At 47.9% G+C, this 19,139-nt stretch carries 14 protein-coding genes; 3 read left to right on the top strand and 11 right to left on the bottom strand.

Annotation, left to right across the window (positions count from 1 at the left end; all coding sequences use genetic code 11):
- Positions 1–7 precede the first annotated feature (7 nt).
- Positions 8–1,834, bottom strand: coding sequence for a DUF294 nucleotidyltransferase-like domain-containing protein (locus tag KIT90_RS24280; RefSeq protein WP_285379110.1), 1,827 nt, complete (start codon positions 1,832–1,834; stop codon positions 8–10).
- A 241-nt stretch (positions 1,835–2,075) separates the two neighbouring features.
- On the opposite strand from KIT90_RS24280, the gene KIT90_RS24275 reads away from it, so the two are divergent.
- Complete coding sequence (locus KIT90_RS24275) at positions 2,076–3,266, top strand: 3-phenylpropionate MFS transporter (RefSeq protein WP_285379109.1); 1,191 nt, start codon at positions 2,076–2,078, stop codon at positions 3,264–3,266.
- A 143-nt stretch (positions 3,267–3,409) separates the two neighbouring features.
- On the top strand, positions 3,410–6,841 hold the full coding sequence (locus KIT90_RS24270; RefSeq protein WP_285379108.1) for a PAS domain-containing hybrid sensor histidine kinase/response regulator: 3,432 nt from the start codon (positions 3,410–3,412) through the stop codon (positions 6,839–6,841).
- A gap of 55 nt (positions 6,842–6,896) precedes the next feature.
- On the opposite strand, the gene KIT90_RS24265 is transcribed toward KIT90_RS24270, so the two are convergent.
- The 10 genes from KIT90_RS24265 to aspA form a co-directional block, all read right to left on the bottom strand.
- Entirely contained in the window at positions 6,897–8,282 is a 1,386-nt protein-coding gene (locus KIT90_RS24265; protein ID WP_285379107.1) for a lyase family protein, read from the bottom strand.
- 16 nt (positions 8,283–8,298) lie between these two features.
- Positions 8,299–8,679 carry a hypothetical protein gene (locus tag KIT90_RS24260; RefSeq protein ID WP_005440416.1) on the bottom strand — a complete coding sequence of 127 codons (381 nt, stop codon included), beginning with the start codon at positions 8,677–8,679 and terminating at the stop codon, positions 8,299–8,301.
- A gap of 215 nt (positions 8,680–8,894) precedes the next feature.
- Positions 8,895–9,380, bottom strand: coding sequence for a hypothetical protein (locus tag KIT90_RS24255; protein ID WP_285379106.1), 486 nt, complete (start codon positions 9,378–9,380; stop codon positions 8,895–8,897).
- Between the two features lie 94 nt (positions 9,381–9,474).
- Positions 9,475–11,202, bottom strand: coding sequence for a sodium:solute symporter family protein (locus KIT90_RS24250; RefSeq protein WP_005448271.1), 1,728 nt, complete (start codon positions 11,200–11,202; stop codon positions 9,475–9,477).
- Positions 11,203–11,214: 12 nt separating this feature from the next.
- Positions 11,215–11,478: a DUF4212 domain-containing protein gene (locus KIT90_RS24245; RefSeq protein WP_005448273.1), complete on the bottom strand. Its 264-nt coding sequence runs from the start codon at positions 11,476–11,478 to the stop codon at positions 11,215–11,217.
- Between the two features lie 200 nt (positions 11,479–11,678).
- A complete protein-coding gene (locus KIT90_RS24240) occupies positions 11,679–12,305 on the bottom strand; it encodes a MarC family protein (RefSeq protein WP_005440423.1) in 627 nt (208 codons plus the stop codon).
- Positions 12,306–12,433: 128 nt separating this feature from the next.
- Positions 12,434–13,069, bottom strand: a complete 636-nt coding sequence (locus tag KIT90_RS24235; RefSeq protein WP_005440424.1) for a response regulator transcription factor — start codon at positions 13,067–13,069, stop codon at positions 12,434–12,436.
- 195 nt (positions 13,070–13,264) lie between these two features.
- Positions 13,265–15,085: a protein-disulfide reductase DsbD gene (locus KIT90_RS24230; protein WP_285379105.1), complete on the bottom strand. Its 1,821-nt coding sequence runs from the start codon at positions 15,083–15,085 to the stop codon at positions 13,265–13,267.
- Positions 15,086–15,246: 161 nt separating this feature from the next.
- Entirely contained in the window at positions 15,247–16,554 is a 1,308-nt protein-coding gene (locus KIT90_RS24225; protein WP_009707865.1) for an anaerobic C4-dicarboxylate transporter, read from the bottom strand.
- 176 nt (positions 16,555–16,730) lie between these two features.
- The gene (gene aspA / locus KIT90_RS24220; protein ID WP_005440436.1) at positions 16,731–18,182 is read right to left on the bottom strand and encodes an aspartate ammonia-lyase; all 1,452 of its coding nucleotides are present in this window, start codon (positions 18,180–18,182) and stop codon (positions 16,731–16,733) included.
- Positions 18,183–18,606: 424 nt separating this feature from the next.
- On the opposite strand from aspA, the gene KIT90_RS24215 reads away from it, so the two are divergent.
- Positions 18,607–19,125: an FxsA family protein gene (locus tag KIT90_RS24215; protein ID WP_005448278.1), complete on the top strand. Its 519-nt coding sequence runs from the start codon at positions 18,607–18,609 to the stop codon at positions 19,123–19,125.
- The last annotated feature ends 14 nt before the right edge of the window (positions 19,126–19,139 follow it).

Raw genomic sequence — 19,139 nt, 5'->3', positions numbered from 1 at the left:
AAAGACTCTAATCACGGATTTGATAATGGAAGCCTAAGAACTGCTTAAACTTCTTCACCACGTGTAAGCTGTGGCGCAGCAGATCTCGTTCTGTCCTGTCTAACTGTTTGATGTCGATATTGTTCAATGCTTCTTGCTTACTCAATTGCTGGTTCAAACGGATCTTGAAGAACAGCTTCAGCGCCTCATTGAGGTTATCGGCTGTTTCTGGTTCTAAGATACGCTTGTTTCTCAGTGCTTCGATACGCTCGAAGGTGTTCTTCTCTTCAATCGCGTATTCCAATGCCAAAGTGCGAATACCATGTACGATAGGGAAAATGCCACCGCGCTTAATATCTAGCCCATCTTTAGCACTTTTTACGTTACCAAACAGAGTAAGAGGCACGGAAAATTGCAGAGCAGGACGAGTGAAATCGGACAGAATCAACATACGATCTTTCATGCTGTCTCTGAGGTGATCTGCGATAGGCGTGAGTAACTCTCGATTGCCTGCGACCGCATGGGCGTCACTGAAGATGGCTAAATCCATGATTTGTTCTGGCTGTGCTTTGGCAATCCAACCATCGAGCGTTTTAATCCAGTCTTGCTGCGTTCGAACCCATTTCGGATTATTAACCATGACTTTGCCAGGGCAGAGTGGATAGCCCAGTTGCTGCAAGGTGTGGGTGAGGGTTTGCATGACTTCGGCGCAATGTTCCCATTCCAACCCATCTTGGATGATCAGTGCGTTGTCTTGATCCGTTTTAAGGATTTGCTCTCCACGACCTTCCGAGCCAAGCACAATCAGACAGCAGTGCTCGTGCAGTGCTGGTGGCACCACAAGCTCAAACGCTTTTTCGATGATTTGTTCGTTTACAGCAGAAATAAGCTCCATGATGAAGCGAGTGCGGATACCGTTAGTCAGCAAACTGTCCACCAACTGACGCTGTCGATTGGAAGCTAGGGCTAACTCTTCCACGCTGCTGGCTCGTGCAATACTGAGTGTCAGTACGTGTGAGTGAGTGGAAAACGCGCTGAGGATTTGTGTCATATCCAACATACCAACCGCTTGATTGCCTTCGCACACCATTAGACGCTTCATGCGATTGCGCGTCATGGTGATCATGGCGTTAAACAAGAAGTCACCATCATCGACGTGATAAACAGGGAAGGTCGCAATCTTACTCACTGGTGTATCGAGTGGATGGTCGTCAAGCATTACGGCATGGAGCATATTGGTTCGTGTAACTATCGCGTAGGGATGCGCTGATGGATATTGCTCTAGGCGTGGGTCATCTTGGTTAAGCTGAACCAAAGCGGCATCAATGCCATTGTCTTTAAGTGTTTTAGTGACCTGATTAATTGGCATATCGGGCGTCAATAGCATCGGTGGATGATAGATACTGCTATCGACTTTAGTCAGAATGAATTCGGCGAGGTTTTGTTGCTGTTGAGCTGCTTCAATGAGGGCTTGGCGTTTCGATAGGTTGTTATCGAAGTAGGCAGCGAACTGTCCGTTCTCGTTATATAGCTCAAGAAACACTTCTTTGGGCAGCAAGTACGATAGAGTATCTTCCAGTGCCACATATTGATGGCGCACGCTTTCTTCAAACAAAGAGCGCACATCAAACATGTCATCGTTGGCGTAGTGAGCAAACACTTCGTCTTGATCTTTTGAGCGCTCTTCTACAGCCCCTTTAATCAGCACGTGCAGGTGAGGGTTGTCTTGCCCACAAGCTAAAATGACATCTCGCGTTCGGTAGTACGCCACATCAAGAGACGAGCGCAGTCGATTTTGCTGTGCGTCAGTCAGGCGGTCGAACGGTGGAGATTGCATATTAAATTTGTCAGGCATGAGAGCACCTAAATTTGGTGGGAACACATTCTAAGTCTGACAAATTTCCCTGCCGAAGCCAGACGACTTTGGTCTAAATCGTCACAATCTAATTTTGCATTTCGAGACCCTGTGCCATTGAGGAAACGGTAAGTTGCCGATTCTTCCCTTTTTCTATTACGCATTGCGATCCATAATTCCGCGTCCCAAACGTTTACGTGGCGGAAGTCGTTAGTTTTTGTCGTTTTTTAGGATGTCAGTGATGTTGAAACCCTCTCCGTATGGCTGGATTTCCCAGTACTTTCTCGGATTCTTTTTTGCGTATGGCGTGTATCTGCCATTTTGGTCGTTGTGGTTTAAAGAGCAGGGCGTTTCTCCAACAGATATTGGTCTGTTAGTGGGTCTAGGTTTAGCGACGCGTTGTGTGGCGAACATGGTACTTACCCCACGTTTGCATAAAGTCGAACACCTTATGCCTGCATTACGCTGGTTGAGTTTTGCTGCCCTTATATTTGTTGGTTTCCACTTTTTCACTGGCGGCAGCTTCTGGTTGATGGCGCTTGCCACCGTCTTGTTCAACTTGTGTTGTGGTCCTGTAGTGCCTTTGTCGGATGCGATGGCGAACTACTACGCTCGTTTGAAAATGCTCGATTACGGTCGTACCCGTTTGTGGGGCTCGGTTGCCTTTATTGCAGGCTCGACTGTGGTGGGTTACTTGGTGGCAGAGTTTGGCTCTGACATGATTTTGTACACGGCGATGGTCGGTGTCTTTATCTCGCTCCTATTTGCAATGCGTAACACCAACCCAATGCCAGTGACTCGCGAAGGTCAACATTCTGAGCGTCCAAAACTCTCAGCGTTACTGACGGATAAACCGGTCGTGAAGTTCCTTGTGTTGATGGCGTTAATCCAAGGTAGCCACGCGGCGTACTACGGTTTTAGCGCGATTCACTGGAAAGCGGCTGGTCACTCAGAAGATGTGATTGGCTACTTATGGAGCTTGGGCGTGGCAGCTGAAGTTGCTGTGTTTGCTCTGAGTAAGCGTCTGTTCGCTGGCTGGTCTTTGCGCACTCTGTTTGTGGTTGCGGCTGGTGGTGTGATGCTGCGTTGGGGCATGACTGCGTCTACGACCTCTATTTTGGCGTTGGTGGTAGTACAAATGCTTCACGGCGTGACGTTTGCCATGGCGCACATTGCTGCGATTCAATACATCCAGAACTCAGCTGAGAACAAGATGGTGGCATTACAGGCACTATATAACGCAATCCCACTGGGTGCGTTTATCGCGTTGATGACAGTGATCAGTGGTTGGGGCTACGAGCACTGGGGTGCGAATATCTTCTGGTTGATGGCGGCGATGGGCTTTATTGCACTGTTTATCAAAGTTGATCCTCAAAATGATGAAAGTCATGTGGTTGATCTCTCAGCCAATGCACCCGAAGCACAGAATTAAGCTTCTGTGACAGAGATTAAAAACTAACCTTTGTCTCTGTTGTGAAAGCAGTGTTAAATGAAACCTCTCCCTTATGGAGAGGTTTTTTTATTCCTTGCTTTAAAAACAGCAAGAAAGGCAAGAAAAGTAAGAAAGGATATCGGATGCAAGGATGGCTAGTGATTCCCGTTTCTTTGGCGTATTTGGGAATCCTGTTTTTAATCGCTTGGTACGGTGACAAACAAAAGAGATGGTTAGCGCGTTGGCGACCATGGATCTACAGTTTGTCGATTGCGGTGTACTGTACGTCGTGGACCTTCTACGGCACGGTCGGACAGGCGAGCAACAATCCTTGGTCCTTCCTACCCATCTATATCGCACCGATCATCGTGTTTACTATCGGCTGGCGCGTCCTCGCTCGGCTGATCTTGATTGCCAAGCGCGAGCACATCACCTCCATTGCCGATTTCATTGCCGCCCGCTATGGCAAATCACAAGGCTTGGCGGTGGTTGTCACCTTAATCGCGGTGGCAGGCATCCTTCCATATATCGCTTTGCAACTGCGTGGTATCACCATGGGGTTGGAGATCATCGCGCCAGATTTAGCATCTGATCTCAGTTATCAAAACTACAGTGTGTCTTGGTTTGTGGTCGGGGCGATGGCGATCTTCACCATGCTGTTTGGTACGCGTCATATCGATAACACCGAACATCACCGCGGCATGATGATGGCGATTGCGTTTGAATCAGTGCTCAAGTTGGTGGCGTTTTTAGTGGTGGGTGTGTTTATTGTTTGGCTCGCGATGGATACCGAGAGCTTCCACCTTGCCGATATTGCTGCTGAAACCTATGAGTCACCTAACATTCCGACCTTGCTGATTCATACCATTCTGACCATGCTGGCGATTGTCTGTTTGCCACGTCAGTTCCATACCATGGTGGTTGAGAATGAACGGGCACAAGACTTACACGTCGCGCGTTGGTTGTTCCCGTTGTATCTGATTCTGATGGGCATTTTCGTTCTGCCAATCGCATGGGTAGGGCAAAGCCTGTTGAGTGGCAGCCCTGCAGATACGTACGTGATCAGCGTGCCGATGGCGGTGGGCGCGAATGACATCGCCTTGCTGGCATTTTTGGGCGGTACTTCTGCGGCAAGCGGCATGGTCATCGTCTCGACCATTGCCTTAGCGATTATGGTATCTAACGATTTGGTGATGCCGTTGATTTTGCGCCGGATGAAGTTATCAAAACGCAATCATCATCATTTTTCTACGCTGTTATTACGTATACGTCGCGGACTTATTCTGCTTCTTTTGATTGGAGCATGGGGCTTTTATCAGGCTTTAGATAGTATCCACTCACTCTCTGCGATAGGTTTTCTCTCGTTTGCTGCGATTACCCAGTTCGCTCCGTCTCTGCTTGGCGGTATGTACTGGCGTCAGGGCAATAAGAAAGGCGTGTATGTGGGTTTGCTGGTGGGTTTCACCATTTGGTTGATTACTTTGATGAGCCAAACCGACATGCTGGCAGGCGACGCAAGTAACAACTTGCTGATTTGGTTGATCACTCCGCCTGATTTATTGGCAGGCTTTGGTATTGCTGTTTCTGACTGGGGCATGATCCTCAGTGTAGTGGCAAATACCGCGTGTTTTGTCGCGGTATCACTAGCTACGCGCCCAAGCATAAGTGAACGCTTACAATCGGCATCATTCGTTGGTACGCCGTTGCCTGAAAGTGAAAACATCAGCTTGTATCAGAGCCGTGTAACGGTCAGTGAACTTGAGATGTTAGCGTCACGATTTGTCGGACGAACACGAGTGAAATCCGCCTTCCAAACCTATTGGAGTCAGCAACGCGAAGAGCTGCTTCCCAATCAACAAGCTCCCTCTACCTTGATTCGACATACCGAGCGCGTACTTGCCGGTGTGTTTGGTGCCTCTTCAGCTAAGTTAGTACTTACTTCTGCTTTACAAGGCAGAAACATGCAGCTTGAGGAAGTAGCGACCATCGTTGATGAAGCCTCAGAGCTGTACGATTTCAGCCGTGGCTTATTGCAAGGTGCGATTGAACATATTGGACAAGGCATCGCCGTGGTCGACAAGCAACTAAGGTTGGTGGCGTGGAACCAACGTTATCTGGAGTTGTTTGTCTTCCCGCCGGGATTGATTCAAGTCGGGCGTCCGATTGCGGATGTGATTCGTCATAATGCTGAGCAAGGTTTGTGTGGTCCGGGTGACCCTGAAGATCACGTTCGTCGCCGTGTTTATCACCTTGAACAAGGTACGAGACATACCTCTTCCCGTGTGCGTCCAGATGGTCGCGTAATTGAAGTGCAAGGCAACCCAATGCCTGGTGGTGGTTTCGTTATGAGCTTTACCGATATCACCGTGTTCCGCGATGCGGAGCAAGCTCTGAAAGACGCTAATGAGACACTAGAAGAACGTGTTCGTGCTCGTACTCGTGAGTTGGAACAATTGAACAAACAACTGGTGGCAGCGACCCAACGTTCTGAGCATGAGTCACAATCCAAGTCGCGCTTCTTAGCCGCGGTAAGCCATGACTTGATGCAGCCGCTGAATGCCGCTCGTCTGTTTGCTTCTTCTTTGTCGGAAGTTGCCAAAGACAGTGAAACCCAAAAGCTGTCGACTCACATTGAGAGTGCATTAGGCGCTGCGGAAGATTTGATTGGTGACTTGCTGGATATTTCACGTTTGGAATCGGGCAAGTTGGACGTCAATGTGCATGGTTTTGCGGTCAATGATGTGTTGGCAAACTTGAATGCGGAATTCAGCGCGCTAGCGAAACAACAAGGCATTGAGTTCACCATGATCCCATCATCTTTGATGGTGAAATCTGACCCGAAATTGCTGCGCCGCGTGGTGCAGAACTTCCTTACCAATGCGTTCCGATATAGCCCGAATGGCAAAGTGGCGCTCGGTGTGCGTCGCGTACAAGGGCGAGTGCGTATTGATGTATGGGACAACGGCATGGGCATCGAAGAAGGGAAGCAACAAGAGATCTTCGAAGAGTTTAATCGTGGTACTCAAGTCCGTTCTGACCAAGGTCTGGGACTAGGTTTGGCTATTTCGAAAGGTATTGCTCAAGTGCTGGGGCATGAAATCTCGATGCGTTCGTGGTTTGGTCAAGGCAGCGTGTTCTCGATTACCTTAGATAAGGCAGAGAAGGTGCACATTCCGGCAGTCAAAGCAGTGAAGAGTGCACAATCTGACTTGAGCCATATTCGTGTGCTGTGTGTCGATAATGAGCCAGATATTCTGGTCGGAATGGAAAATTTACTCTCACGCTGGGGGTGTGATATTCGCATTGCGACCGACATCGTTGAGAGTCTGAAAGCGATCGAAGACGATTGGCTGCCGGATGTGATTTTCTCCGATTATCGTTTAGACAACGGTCGAACAGGATTAGAAGTGTTGCAGCAATGTCGCTTGCGTCTGGGTAATCGCTTTGAAGGGGTGATCATCAGTGCCGACCGAACCGATGACATGATGGAAGGCATTAAAGCCAATGGGTTCAGTTTTATCGCCAAACCAGTGAAACCTTTGAAGCTGCGTTCGGTACTCAATCGAGTCGCCTAGAAAAAAGACCTCCGTTTGGAGGTCTTTTGCTTTAAGGGGGTGATCGGTCGGTGGCTTACTCTGCAACGCCGCCTTGAGTCAGTTTGGCTGGGTCGAGCAATCTTTCTAATGTGGCGCGATCTAAGTCCGTTTCTTCTTCCGCGACATCAATGATAGCGCGACCTTGTTTGTAGGCTTTCTTCGCTACTTCAGCTGCTTTTAGGTAGCCAATCACAGGGTTAAGTGCGGTGACCAGAATCGGGTTCTTCGCCAGTGCAACATCAAGGTTGTCTTGGCGCACTTCAAACGTCGCGATGGCTTTGTCTGCCAAAGCAACGGCGCTGTTCGACAGCAGTTCAATGCTTTCTAGTACATTGTGAGCAATCACTGGCAGCATCACGTTAAGTTGGAAGTTACCCGATTGACCTGCAACGGTAATTGTCGCGTCGTTACCAATCACTTGTGCCGACGCCATGGCCGCTGCTTCTGGAATCACAGGGTTCACTTTGCCAGGCATGATAGAAGAGCCCGGTTGTAAGCCTTGCAGTTCGATTTCACCTAAGCCGGCTAGTGGACCTGAGTTCATCCAACGAAGATCGTTTGCGATCTTCATGATCGCAACTGCTGTTGTTTTGAGCTGTCCCGATAGGGCGACGATCGCATCCTGACTGCTGAGATTGAAGAAGAAGTTTTTGCTTGAAGCAAACTCGATGCGCGTTGATTGCGTTAGGTTATCGGCAAAAAGATCGGCGAAGCGTGGATCGGCGTTGATCCCAGTCCCCACCGCTGTTCCGCCTTGGGCTAACGCTTTCACAGCTGGCAGTGTTTGCTCAATGGCTTGTTTAGCGTGTTCGATTTGGAACTGCCAGCCACCAAGCTCTTGGGCGAAGGTAATTGGCATCGCATCCATGAGGTGCGTACGACCTGTTTTCACAACATCTTTCAGAACTTGTTGCTTAGTCTCTAGTGTTTCACTTAGGTGGGACAGTGCAGGCAGTAGCTGTTTTTCAATCGCAATCGCAGAGCTAACTTGAATCGCAGTAGGCACTACGTCGTTACTGCTTTGACCCATGTTGACGTGATCATTTGGATTGACCGTTCCGCCTAGGTGCTCAGACGCCAATGTTGCAATCACTTCGTTAGCATTCATGTTTGAGCTGGTGCCCGAGCCGGTTTGGAATACATCGATAGGGAATTGATCGATGTGCTTACCATCAATGATTGCTTGAGCGGCATCGGCGATAGCATTGGCGATATCACCTTCTAGCAAGCCAAGTTGAGCGTTGGTGAGCGCTGCAGTTTGTTTGATGTGAGCGAGAGCTTGGATAAAGCCAGCCGGCATGGTGTGTTTACTGAAAGCGAAGTTATCGACAGCGCGTTGAGTTTGGGCTTGATACAAAGCGTTTGCTGGGACTTTGACTTCGCCCATGCTGTCCGCTTCGATACGGAATTCCGTGGTCATGGTAGGTTCCTTTTGTTTAATCGAGTGGCGTCTGTATCAGACGTAATTGTTGTTGTAATGAGAGAAATTTCACATCGCCATCCTCAAACTGGTAGTAGTAGCGTTTGAGACAAAGTAGCGGAGTGTGAATGGAATCGAGGCAGACTCGGCGGAAGATACGACTACGAGTAGGGTCTTGAATCGCGTCGAGAAGATGGAAGTAGACTTGGCGCAAATACAGCTCGCACAGCAACAGGTTTTCGTGCTCTGCATCGTGATCGTAGATGGACGACAGCACCATACCCCAATGGATGTAATCATGAATCACATCGGGTTCGAATCCGCTTGGCGCATACACATGAAGGAATCGGTCTTGCGCTTTAAAAAAGGCGTTGTAGATGGCTTGGCTGCTGTCCATAGTTACCTCGACACTTAAGATAATGATAATTATTATCAATTAATTGTCGATTAGCAACCACAGCTTTTTTGAGGAAATAACACAACAAAAAAAGCCGATACTCGGACTCAGTATCGGCTGAAGTGGGAGAGCTCAATCCCTACAATTAAGCTCGGTATTCTTTCGCGAGATAAGGTCGGCTCAAATGCGTCTTCAAGCCTTATGGAGCAAGTAAGTTATTTATCCGTAAACAGGGTTTCATATTTCACAAACGCCGTTTGCGTTTCTCCGTAGTAGAGCGTGCCTTCAGATTGAATCGCAACACGCAGCCAACTCTCGGCTGATGTAGGCTTAGGCAAAGTGATGGTCCAGTTTTGTCCGGATTGATCCGCTGGCGTCATGTCAATTGGCTGTGCGTTTTGCTCTTGGCTATCCACGACTGAAAGCTTCACCCCTTCCAGTGGATAAGCCGCATGTAAAGATAGTTCTAGGCTATCTTGAGTCAGCTTTTCTGAGCGAAACTTCACTTTAAAGTCGCCATTCTCCATATCACACAACCCACTGGTATAACGGCAATTCGACTTGCTGGCCAGTTTGTAGCTTTCCCCTTCTTTAGCGGCATGAGGCTTTTCACTCAGAGCCATGTCTGTACCGAAATAAGCGATCAAAGAAAGAATTGGGGCGATCAACAGAGCGATAATAAAGTGCTTGTTTTTGAACATGTTGGCTTCCTTGCTACAACTTCATAAGGTTAAATTAACCTAATCTAGCGAATAAAAAAGCCCCAAGCGGGGCTTTTGTGGTTTGCGTTATATTTTAGTGGTCTACCGCACCGCCAGCGCCTGCTGGTACACGTACGTGCTCGACTAGGTCTTTTACTTCTTGTGGTGTTTCTGCCGTTACTTTCGATACAGCGAATGCCACGATGAAGTTGAACACAGCGCCAATTGCACCAAATGCGTTTGGTTCGATGCCTAGGAACCAGTTCTGACCCCAGCTTTGTAGGTAAGTCCAGTCAGCAACAAATAGGATGCCTTTATGCTGGAATACGTAGAACAGCGTGATACTGATACCTGCAATCATACCTGCGATTGCGCCTTCTTTGTTGATGCTCTTACTGAAGATACCCATCATCAACGCAGGGAAGATGGAGGATGCTGCCAGACCGAAGGCGAGCGCTACCGTACCGGCTGCAAACCCTGGCGGATTCAAGCCTAAGTAACCGGCGACTGCGATGGCGACTGCCATGGAAATTCGACTCGCGAGCAGCTCTTTCTTCTCGGATATGTTCGGATTTATCACACCTTTGATTAAGTCATGGGATATTGCGGACGAAATCGCCAGTAGTAGACCTGCAGCCGTCGATAGTGCTGCTGCCAGACCACCTGCTGCGACAAGTGCGATAACCCAGTTAGGTAGCTTAGCAATCTCTGGGTTTGCTAGTACCATGATGTCACGGTCAACTTTCAGCTCATTGGTTGCTGGGTTTGATGTGTACTCAATCAGACCGTCGCCGTTCTTATCATCAAAGCCTAGTAGACCTGTTTTCTCCCAGTTCTTGAACCAATCAGGACGCTCATCATAAGCAAGGTGCTGACCCGGAGCTGGGTTAACGGTATCCATTAGGTTTAGACGTGCCATTGCAGATACTGCAGGTGCTGTTGTGTAAAGGATAGCGATGAAAACTAGTGCCCAACCTGCTGATGTACGTGCATCACGAACCTTAGGCACGGTAAAGAAACGGATGATTACGTGTGGCAGACCCGCAGTACCGATCATCAATGACATGGTGTACACGAACATGTTTAGTGTGTCGCCACGGACTTGGGTGGTGTATTCACTAAAGCCGAGCTCGGTGACCACTTGGTCGAGCCTATCGAGTAGATAAACATCGGTGCCTTGTATGGTACTACCTAAGCCGATCTGTGGTAGTGGGTTACCTGTTAGTTGCAGAGAGATAAAGATTGCAGGAATAGTGTAAGCAAGAATGAGTACGCAATATTGAGCAATCTGCGTGTAGGTAATGCCTTTCATGCCGCCCATTACGGCGTACATGAATACGATACACATCCCGATCAGTAGACCCGTTGAGTAATCCACTTCTAGGAAACGACCGAACGCCACGCCCACGCCTTTCATCTGACCGATAACGTAAGTTACTGATGCGATGATAAGACACACAACCGCTACGATACGTGCTGCGTTAGAGTAGAAACGCTCACCTACGAATTCTGGCACAGTAAACTTACCGAACTTACGTAGGTATGGCGCAAGCAGAAGTGCAAGCAGTACGTAACCGCCTGTCCAGCCCATCAGGAATACCGAACCGCCGTACCCCATGAAGGCAATCAAGCCTGCCATTGAGATGAACGATGCTGCTGACATCCAGTCTGCTGCGGTTGCCATGCCGTTAGCGATAGGGTTTACACCGCCGCCTGCTACATAGAATTCTTTAGTTGAGCCCGCACGAGCCCAAATCGCAATACCGATGTAGAGGACGAACGTCGCGCCAACCACCAGATAGGTAATAGTTTTCAAATCCATCTGAGTTACTCCTTACTCATCTACGCCGAATTCACGGTCGATTTGGCGCATTTTCCACGCGTAGTAGAAAATAATACCTAGGAAGGCATAGATGGAGCCTTGTTGAGCAAACCAGAACCCGAGTTTGTATCCACCTAATTGAAATTGATTAAGTACGTCGACAAATAAAATGCCGCAGCCGAAAGACACTACGAACCAGATGACCATCAGGGTAATCATGAGCTTCACGTTCTTGTCCCAGTAGGCTTTGGCTCTTTCTTCGCTTTCAAATGCCATTGCCGTCTCCTTACGATTGGTATTGTTGTTAAAAAAATGTTTCAACATGTACATTAGCAAGGCACTGGCAAGAACTCTTTTCAACTTTAGTCGGCACGCTAAAAAGCAAAAACGCCCGTTTTTAGGGCGTTTGAGAGGAGGTGGGAATAAAAGTGTGATGTTAATTTGATGTTAAATTAGCCAAAGGTCTAAGAGTTTTATCAATTAACATAGAAATCTTTTATACCAAGCAGCAAATTATTCAGTGCAACAGCAGCAAGGATAAGCCCCATTACGCGGCTGATGATGGCTGCGCCTACGTTACCAATCACTTTTTGAATCGTGTTTGCACCCAGTAACAAGAATAGGGTAACCAGAAGTACCGCAATCATGACGCCTGCGGTCATAGCTTGGTCGATGAAAGAGTAGCGGTTGTTATCGGTGAGCATCACGATGGCCATCATGGCACCCGGCGATGCAATCGAAGGGATCGCAAGAGGGTAAACGGCTAAGTCAGCGAGATCGGAGTGGCTGACTTCTTCGCCCAGTTTTTGTTCTTGTTCTGGCTTGCTTTCACCAAAGATCATCGATAATGCAAACAGCAATAACACTAAGCCACCAGCGGCTTGGAACGCGGGTAATGGGATTTGCATTGCTTCCAGCAACAACTGACCGGCAATAAGAAAGAACAGCAACACACCCATCGAAATGGCAATCGCTTTCAACGCGACGAGACGACGCTGTTTTGCCGTGAGGTGTTGAGTTTGTGATAGATAAACGGGTACTGAACCAATCGGGTCGATGACGGCCCAGAGTACGACGAATTGAGTGACGAGAATACTTAGCAAAGTATGACCTCCCAGAGTTAGCGGTTTAACAGAGGGATGAAAAGGCTACATAGTGCAGCCTGTTTATTTTAACGTCTGTTGTTCTTTTTGCGTCATATAAATGTGAATTAGATATATTTACTAACACATTACTGCTCGGGTTCCATTTGCTGCAGTAGGATGACGGCTTGAGTTCGGTTCTTCACGCCCAGTTTGCGGAAAATTGCCGTCATGTGCGCTTTGATGGTGGCCTCGGAGACATTGAGCTCGTAAGCGATTTGCTTGTTGAGTAAGCCATCGGAAAGCATACCCAATACTTTGTATTGCTGAGGGGTAAGTGCGGCAATTTTCTCTGCCAAGTCATTACAGGCTGCGTTATTGGTGATCAAGCCTTCTGGGAAGTATGGGTCGCCATTAAGGACTTGGTTAAGGGCATTGACCAGCTCACGCATGTCGCTCGATTTTGGAATAAATCCGAACGCACCGTGGCTCTTCACTTGCGTGACCACGCTAGGCTCTTCACTGGCAGACACCACTACCACAGGAAGATCTGGGTATTCAGCACGAAGGTGAATCAAGCCCGACATGCCATTGGCGCCTGGCATCTTGAGATCTAACAACACCAAATCTGGCTCTTCTTCTTTTTCCAGCAACGCGAGTAGAGCGTCCAGCGTATCCGCTTCGAGAAGGTTGGCACCACTCACAGCCATGTGTACCGATTGGAACAAGGCATTGCGGAACAGCGGGTGATCATCAGCGATGATAATGGTGTAGGTCGAATCCATGACGTTAAACACTTTTGACTATTTCGTTAATGGAATTATTGTCCACCTTTAAGAATGTGGACAATATTTATCCGCTAAAAGTCTGAACTAAATCGACTTTTATTAGAAAAATTGCATATAAACGCAACTTTCTTGGTTTTATTGAGACAACAAAAAACGCCAGTGAAAAATCACTGGCGTTTGAAAGATTCATCATCAGAATCGGTTGATGTGCTCTAAGAAAGGCTCGGCTTGCATAAAGCCCGTCAAACGAGCGTTTGAAACGTGTTCGCCATTGGCATCCCAGAACTCAATCGTTGGTAAACCAAGTACATTCATATGCTTAAGCAGCTCGATGTCTTGCACTTGGTTCTTGGTTACGTCTGCTTGCAGAAGAACGAAGTCTTGCAGTTTGGCTTCGACGCTTGGGTCATGGAAGGTGTATTTCTCGAACTCTTTACATGCTACGCACCAGTCGGCGTAGAAATCCAGCATCACTGGTTTGCCGGCTTGTTTCGCTTGAGTAAGTGCAGCCTCAAGTTCTGCCACGTTAGCAATACGAGTAAAACTCACGGTTGCTTGCTGAGTTTGTGTAGTGGTATTACCGCCAAACCAGTAGTTCAGTGCTGGTTGAGCAGAAGCAAACAGGCCAAGCACGGCAATGATGCCTACTGCGCTTTGCTTCCAACCGCCAAACTCTAAGCTGTTTTTGATGTGGTATAGCCAACCAAAAGCCGCGATGCCCAGTGCTGACCACAATGCCGTTGCCCACATTTCTGGCATGATGCGCTCAAGTAGGAAGATAGGTGCAGCCAGCAGAATGAAGCCGAACAGTGTCTTAACGCGATCCATCCAACCTCCAGCTTTTGGCAGAAGTTTGTTGCCGAATACTGCAACAAGAATGAGTGGAATACCCATACCCATCGCCAGTGCGTAAAGCGCGATACCACCTGTCAGTAAGTCACCACTTTGTGCAACGTAAAGTAGCGCACCAGACAGAGGCGCCGTGGTACATGGTGAGCACACCAGACCTGAAATCGCACCCATGGCGAATACGCCTGCGCTGCTGCCACCTTGTTGTTTGTTGCTGAGGTTGTTTAACCAAGTTTGTACGCCGCTTGGCAGTTGCAGGTTATAAACGCCAAACATAGACAATGCGAGTGTCACGAACAGCACACTCAAACCAATCAACACATAAGGATGTTGCATCGCTGCTTGGAACTGCATGCCAGCAGACGCGACTACAAGGCCGAGTAGGGTGTAAGTCAGCGCCATGCCTTGCACGTAGACAAACGACAAGCCTAGCGCGCGGCGTTGGCTCAGTTTGCCACTGCCAAGCACGATGCTGGTCAGAATTGGGTACATCGGCAGCACACATGGTGTAAACGCCAAGCCCACACCAAGCGCCAAGAACAGAAGTGGTGTCCACCAGTTATCAGCTAGGTTTGCGGCAAGGCTATCTTGCTGTGTTACTGGAGCCGATGATGTGTCGCCAGACGTAGATGATTGCGCCGCTGGTGGCGTTACCGTTGGTGTTTGCTCTGCTTTTGGTGCAGTCGTCGCCGCTGTTGAATCTGAGTTCGATGAAGTAAACGCGCTGATAGGAATCACGCGAGTTTCTGGTGGGTAACAGAAGCCTGCTTTCGCACAACCTTGGTATTGCACTACCACGCGTGCTCCGTCTTGCCAATCATGCATTGGTACGTTGACGAACAGAGGCTGAGTGTAGATATGCACGTCACCAAAGAATTCATCTTTATGCGGCGTTCCGTCTTCCATTTGCAGTTCGCCTAGCGATACTTTCTCACCCGCTACCGATAGGCGTTCTTGATACAGGTAATAACCATCGCGTACTTGCCAGTCCAGCATCAGTTTGCCGTCTTGTTGGTAGTAGTTGAATGGGAAAGCCTGATCGACAGACACAAAGGTATCGTTGCTGCTGCCAAAGGTGTTTTGGGTGTCATTACCAAACAGCGCAAAAGAAGGCGCAGAGAAGGTAATAAGCCCTAAAAGTAAGACGGAAAATAATGCACGCATAAAAGGTTCAATTCATCTTAGATAGTTGCCGTTAGTGTAACTCAATCAGACCTGCTGGCTAGCCAATAAGTTTCATGGAAGTGAAGATTTGTTAAGCGCTATCCAACGCGACAGGCAATAAAAAAGGGAGCCGAAGCTCCCCGAGTAAGACTCTGTTTCTACTAGATCAGTAGACCACCAAATGCGAAGCCTAGTGCTACCGCTGAAGCGATGGTCACCACACCTGGTACGAAGAATGGGTGGTTGAATACGTACTTACCGATACGAGTTGAACCCGTGTCGTCCATCTCAACCGCTGCTAGAAGCGTTGGGTAAGTTGGCAGTACGAATAGCGCACTTACTGCTGCGAAAGACGCAACTGCGGTAAGTGGTGCCACACCGATTGCTAGTGCTGCTGGCATAAGCGCAACGGTAGTTGCACCTTGCGAGTAAAGCAGCATTGAAGCGAAGAATAGAACAAGTGCTAGCATCCATGGGTAGTCTGCTAGTAACGCACCAGCCACTTCTTTGATGCCGTCAACGTGCGCGTTAACGAACGTAGAACCTAGCCATGCCACACCAAGAACACACACACACGCTGTCATACCAGAGCGGAATGTTGCTGCTGCTGGGATTTTGCCAGCGTCGATTTTACAGCTCATTACGATAGCTGCCGCAGCTGCTAGCATAACCGTCATGATAGCTTCGTTACGACCTAGCGCAGGGTTCTCGATAAGGCCAACAGAGCCAGAGATTGCTGCTGCGTAACATACTACGAATGCGATTGCGCCTAGGAAGATGAAGGTTGCTTTCTTCGCTGTTGGCAGGATTTCGCGCTTAGATTCTGTGTTTAGCTTGATCAGGCCTTTTGCTAGACGGTCTTGGTATTCAGGATCGTCTTTAAGCTCGCTACCCATGAAGTTCGCTACGAATGCACCGATCATACAAGCGATGAACGTTGTTGGGATACAGATTGCTAGTAGCGTTAGGTAGTCAACGCCAAATGGGTGAAGCATTGCTGCGAACGCTACAACAGCCGCAGAGATTGGCGACGCTGTGATAGCGATTTGCGATGCTACTACCGCGATAGACAATGGACGAGAAGGACGAACACCTTGGCCTTTCGCTACTTCTGCAATAACAGGAAGAGTAGAGAATGCCGTGTGACCAGTACCCGCAAGTAGTGTCATTAGGAATGTCACGATAGGTGCGTAAAAGGTGATGCGTTCGGGATGTTTACGCAAAAAGTCTTCCGCAACCTGAACCATCCAGTCCAAACCACCCGCTACCTGCATTGCAGCGATAGCAGTAATTACAGACATGATGATCAGGATTACATCGACAGGGATGAAAGACTGGCTTGTCGGGACACCTAGGATTAAAGACAATGCAATTACCCCAGCACCACCGGCAAAACCAATGCCGATACCACCGATTCTTGCCCCCAAATAAATGAAGAGCAGAACCACGAAGAGTTCGACCATTACCATATTGATACCTCTTTTAGTTTTTAATGATTCTGATTTTTTGAGCACTCAGGAACAGGAGTAAGTGTTCAGAAAATCAGAACCCGAGCGGCTTACGGCAATAAAAAGCGCATAAAAATTGTGGTTAACCGTATTCGAGCCTAAAAAAGGGCCCCGTCAGGGGCCCCTTTCACATGCGATTACTCGTAGCGTTTCGCTTTATAAGTCGGATGCATGAAGTTTTCAACCGATAAGATGTCATCTAGCTCTTCTTCAGTTAATAAACCGCGTTCTAGAACTACATCACGTACACTCTTACCTGTTTCTGCACAGATCTTACCAACGATATCGCCTTCGTGGTGGCCGATGTATGGGTTTAGGTAAGTTACGATACCGATAGAGTTGTAAACGTAGTTTTCGCAAACTTCTTTGTTCACAGTGATGCCATCGATACATTTATCGCGTAGGTTCACACACGCGTTGTGTAGTAGAGAGATAGACTCAAACACACTTTGTGCGATAACTGGTTCCATTACGTTTAGCTGTAGCTGACCGCCTTCTGCTGCGAAAGAAACCGTGTTGTCGTTACCTAGAACTTTGAAGCAAACTTGGTTTACTACTTCTGGGATAACTGGGTTTACTTTAGCTGGCATGATTGAAGAGCCTGCTTGCATTTCTGGTAGGTTCAGTTCGTTAAGACCTGCACGTGGACCAGAAGAAAGTAGACGAAGGTCGTTACAGATCTTCGACAGTTTCACTGCTAGACGTTTCAGCGCACCGTGCGTCATTACGTAAGCACCACAGTCAGAAGTCGCTTCGATTAGGTCTTCTGCTGCAACCACTTCAACGCCAGTTACTTCTGCTAGGTGTTTAACTGCTAGCGCTTGGTAACCTGTTGGTGCGTTTAGACCAGTACCGATTGCTGTTGCACCTAGGTTGATTTCTAGTAGTAGCTTAGACGTGTAATCTAGAGCACGAATTTCTTCGTTTAGTGTTACAGCCCATGCGTGGAACTCTTGACCCACAGTCATAGGAACCGCATCTTGCAGCTGAGTACGACCCATCTTCAAGATGTCTTTGAATTCTTGTGCTTTAAGCTCGAATGCGCCTTTTAGGTATTCGATCGCTTCCATCAACTGATGAACACTGTTGTAAACCGCGATACGGAAACCTGTTGGGTACGCACAGTTTGTTGATTGGCTCTTGTTTACGTGATCGTTCGGGTTGATGAACTCATATTGGCCTTTTTCCTTGCCCATAAGTTCAAGTGCAACGTTCGCGATAACTTCGTTAGTGTTCATGTTCACTGACGTGCCTGCACCGCCTTGGAAGACGTCTGAAGGGAACTGATCCATGCACTTACCTGTTTCAAGGATCAAATCACACGCTTCTAGGATGTAGTTAGCAACGTCTTTTGGAATTGCGCCTAGCTCTTTGTTTGCTAGTGCAGCGGCTTTCTTAGTCATTACCATGCCACGTACAAATTCAGGTACGTCAGAGATGGTAGTGCTTGAAATGTTGAAGTTTTCGATAGCGCGAAGTGTGTGGATGCCGTAGTAAGCATCGGCAGGGACATGACGTTGGCCTAATAGATCTTCTTCAATACGAGTGGCTTGGTTTGCTGTCTTTGGAGCATCAGATAGTGTAGCCATAACAGGATCCTTAGATAATAATTCTGATATTTAAGTTATTTATTAGCCATTTCTGCAATCTAGAATCCATTCATCAGAGTTTTTGGCTGGAAAAACCGTCCTGACTTATGTGGCACATCATACTGCACCTAGCGCATAAAAATAGTAAGTGGATCACCTTTTTCGCTTTTGATGCGTCAATATTTTGCAAAGTATGAACGGGATATTAATAACCCTTTATGGGTAGGCGATTTTCCTCGACAAACATGGATATTAAGAGTCCGAAAATAGCACTTTTCAACGACCAATTTTTGTATATGCACCTTTATTCAAAGGGCGTTTTTTGCGCAACGCATTCTCCCTAGTATGAACACGCTTTTTTACAACGATTCGTTTGAGCTTAGTAGGCTTTTGCCATTACACTGAAATCAACAAAGGAGGGCGTGTGTTTCCTATCTTATTATTGGCGTTTATTTTCGTCCCGATCATCGAAATCGGCTTATTTATTCAGGTGGGAGGCTTCTTAGGTCTCTGGCCTACGATTGCTTTAGTATTGATTACTGCATTTGTTGGTGCGTCTTTGGTGCGTAGCCAAGGCATCCAGACATTGATGTCAGTGCAAGGTCGCTTAGAGCAAGGTGAGCTTCCGGCTCAACAGATTTTTGAAGGTGTGATGCTGGCAGTTGCAGGTGTATTGCTGTTAACACCAGGTTTCATGACCGACGCATTGGGTATGTTGGTGTTGTTGCCAGCACCACGAGCGGCGATTGCGAAATACCTAATGAGCAAGATGGTCGTGAAGACCATGAATGGTGGCGGCTTCCAAGGTGGCTTCTCAAATCAAGGTCCATTTGAGCAAGACCCATTCCGTCGTGACCCATTTGATTCTCAATCGGATAATGGCAACACCTTCGAAGGTGAATACGAGCGTAAAGACGACAATGATCGCAACAAGCTCAACTGATTCAACCGGTAAGT

This window comes from Vibrio sp. B172a, assembly GCF_030248355.1.
GTDB classification, from domain to species: domain Bacteria; phylum Pseudomonadota; class Gammaproteobacteria; order Enterobacterales; family Vibrionaceae; genus Vibrio; species Vibrio owensii.
This window is presented reverse-complemented; position numbering and strand designations above follow the sequence as displayed.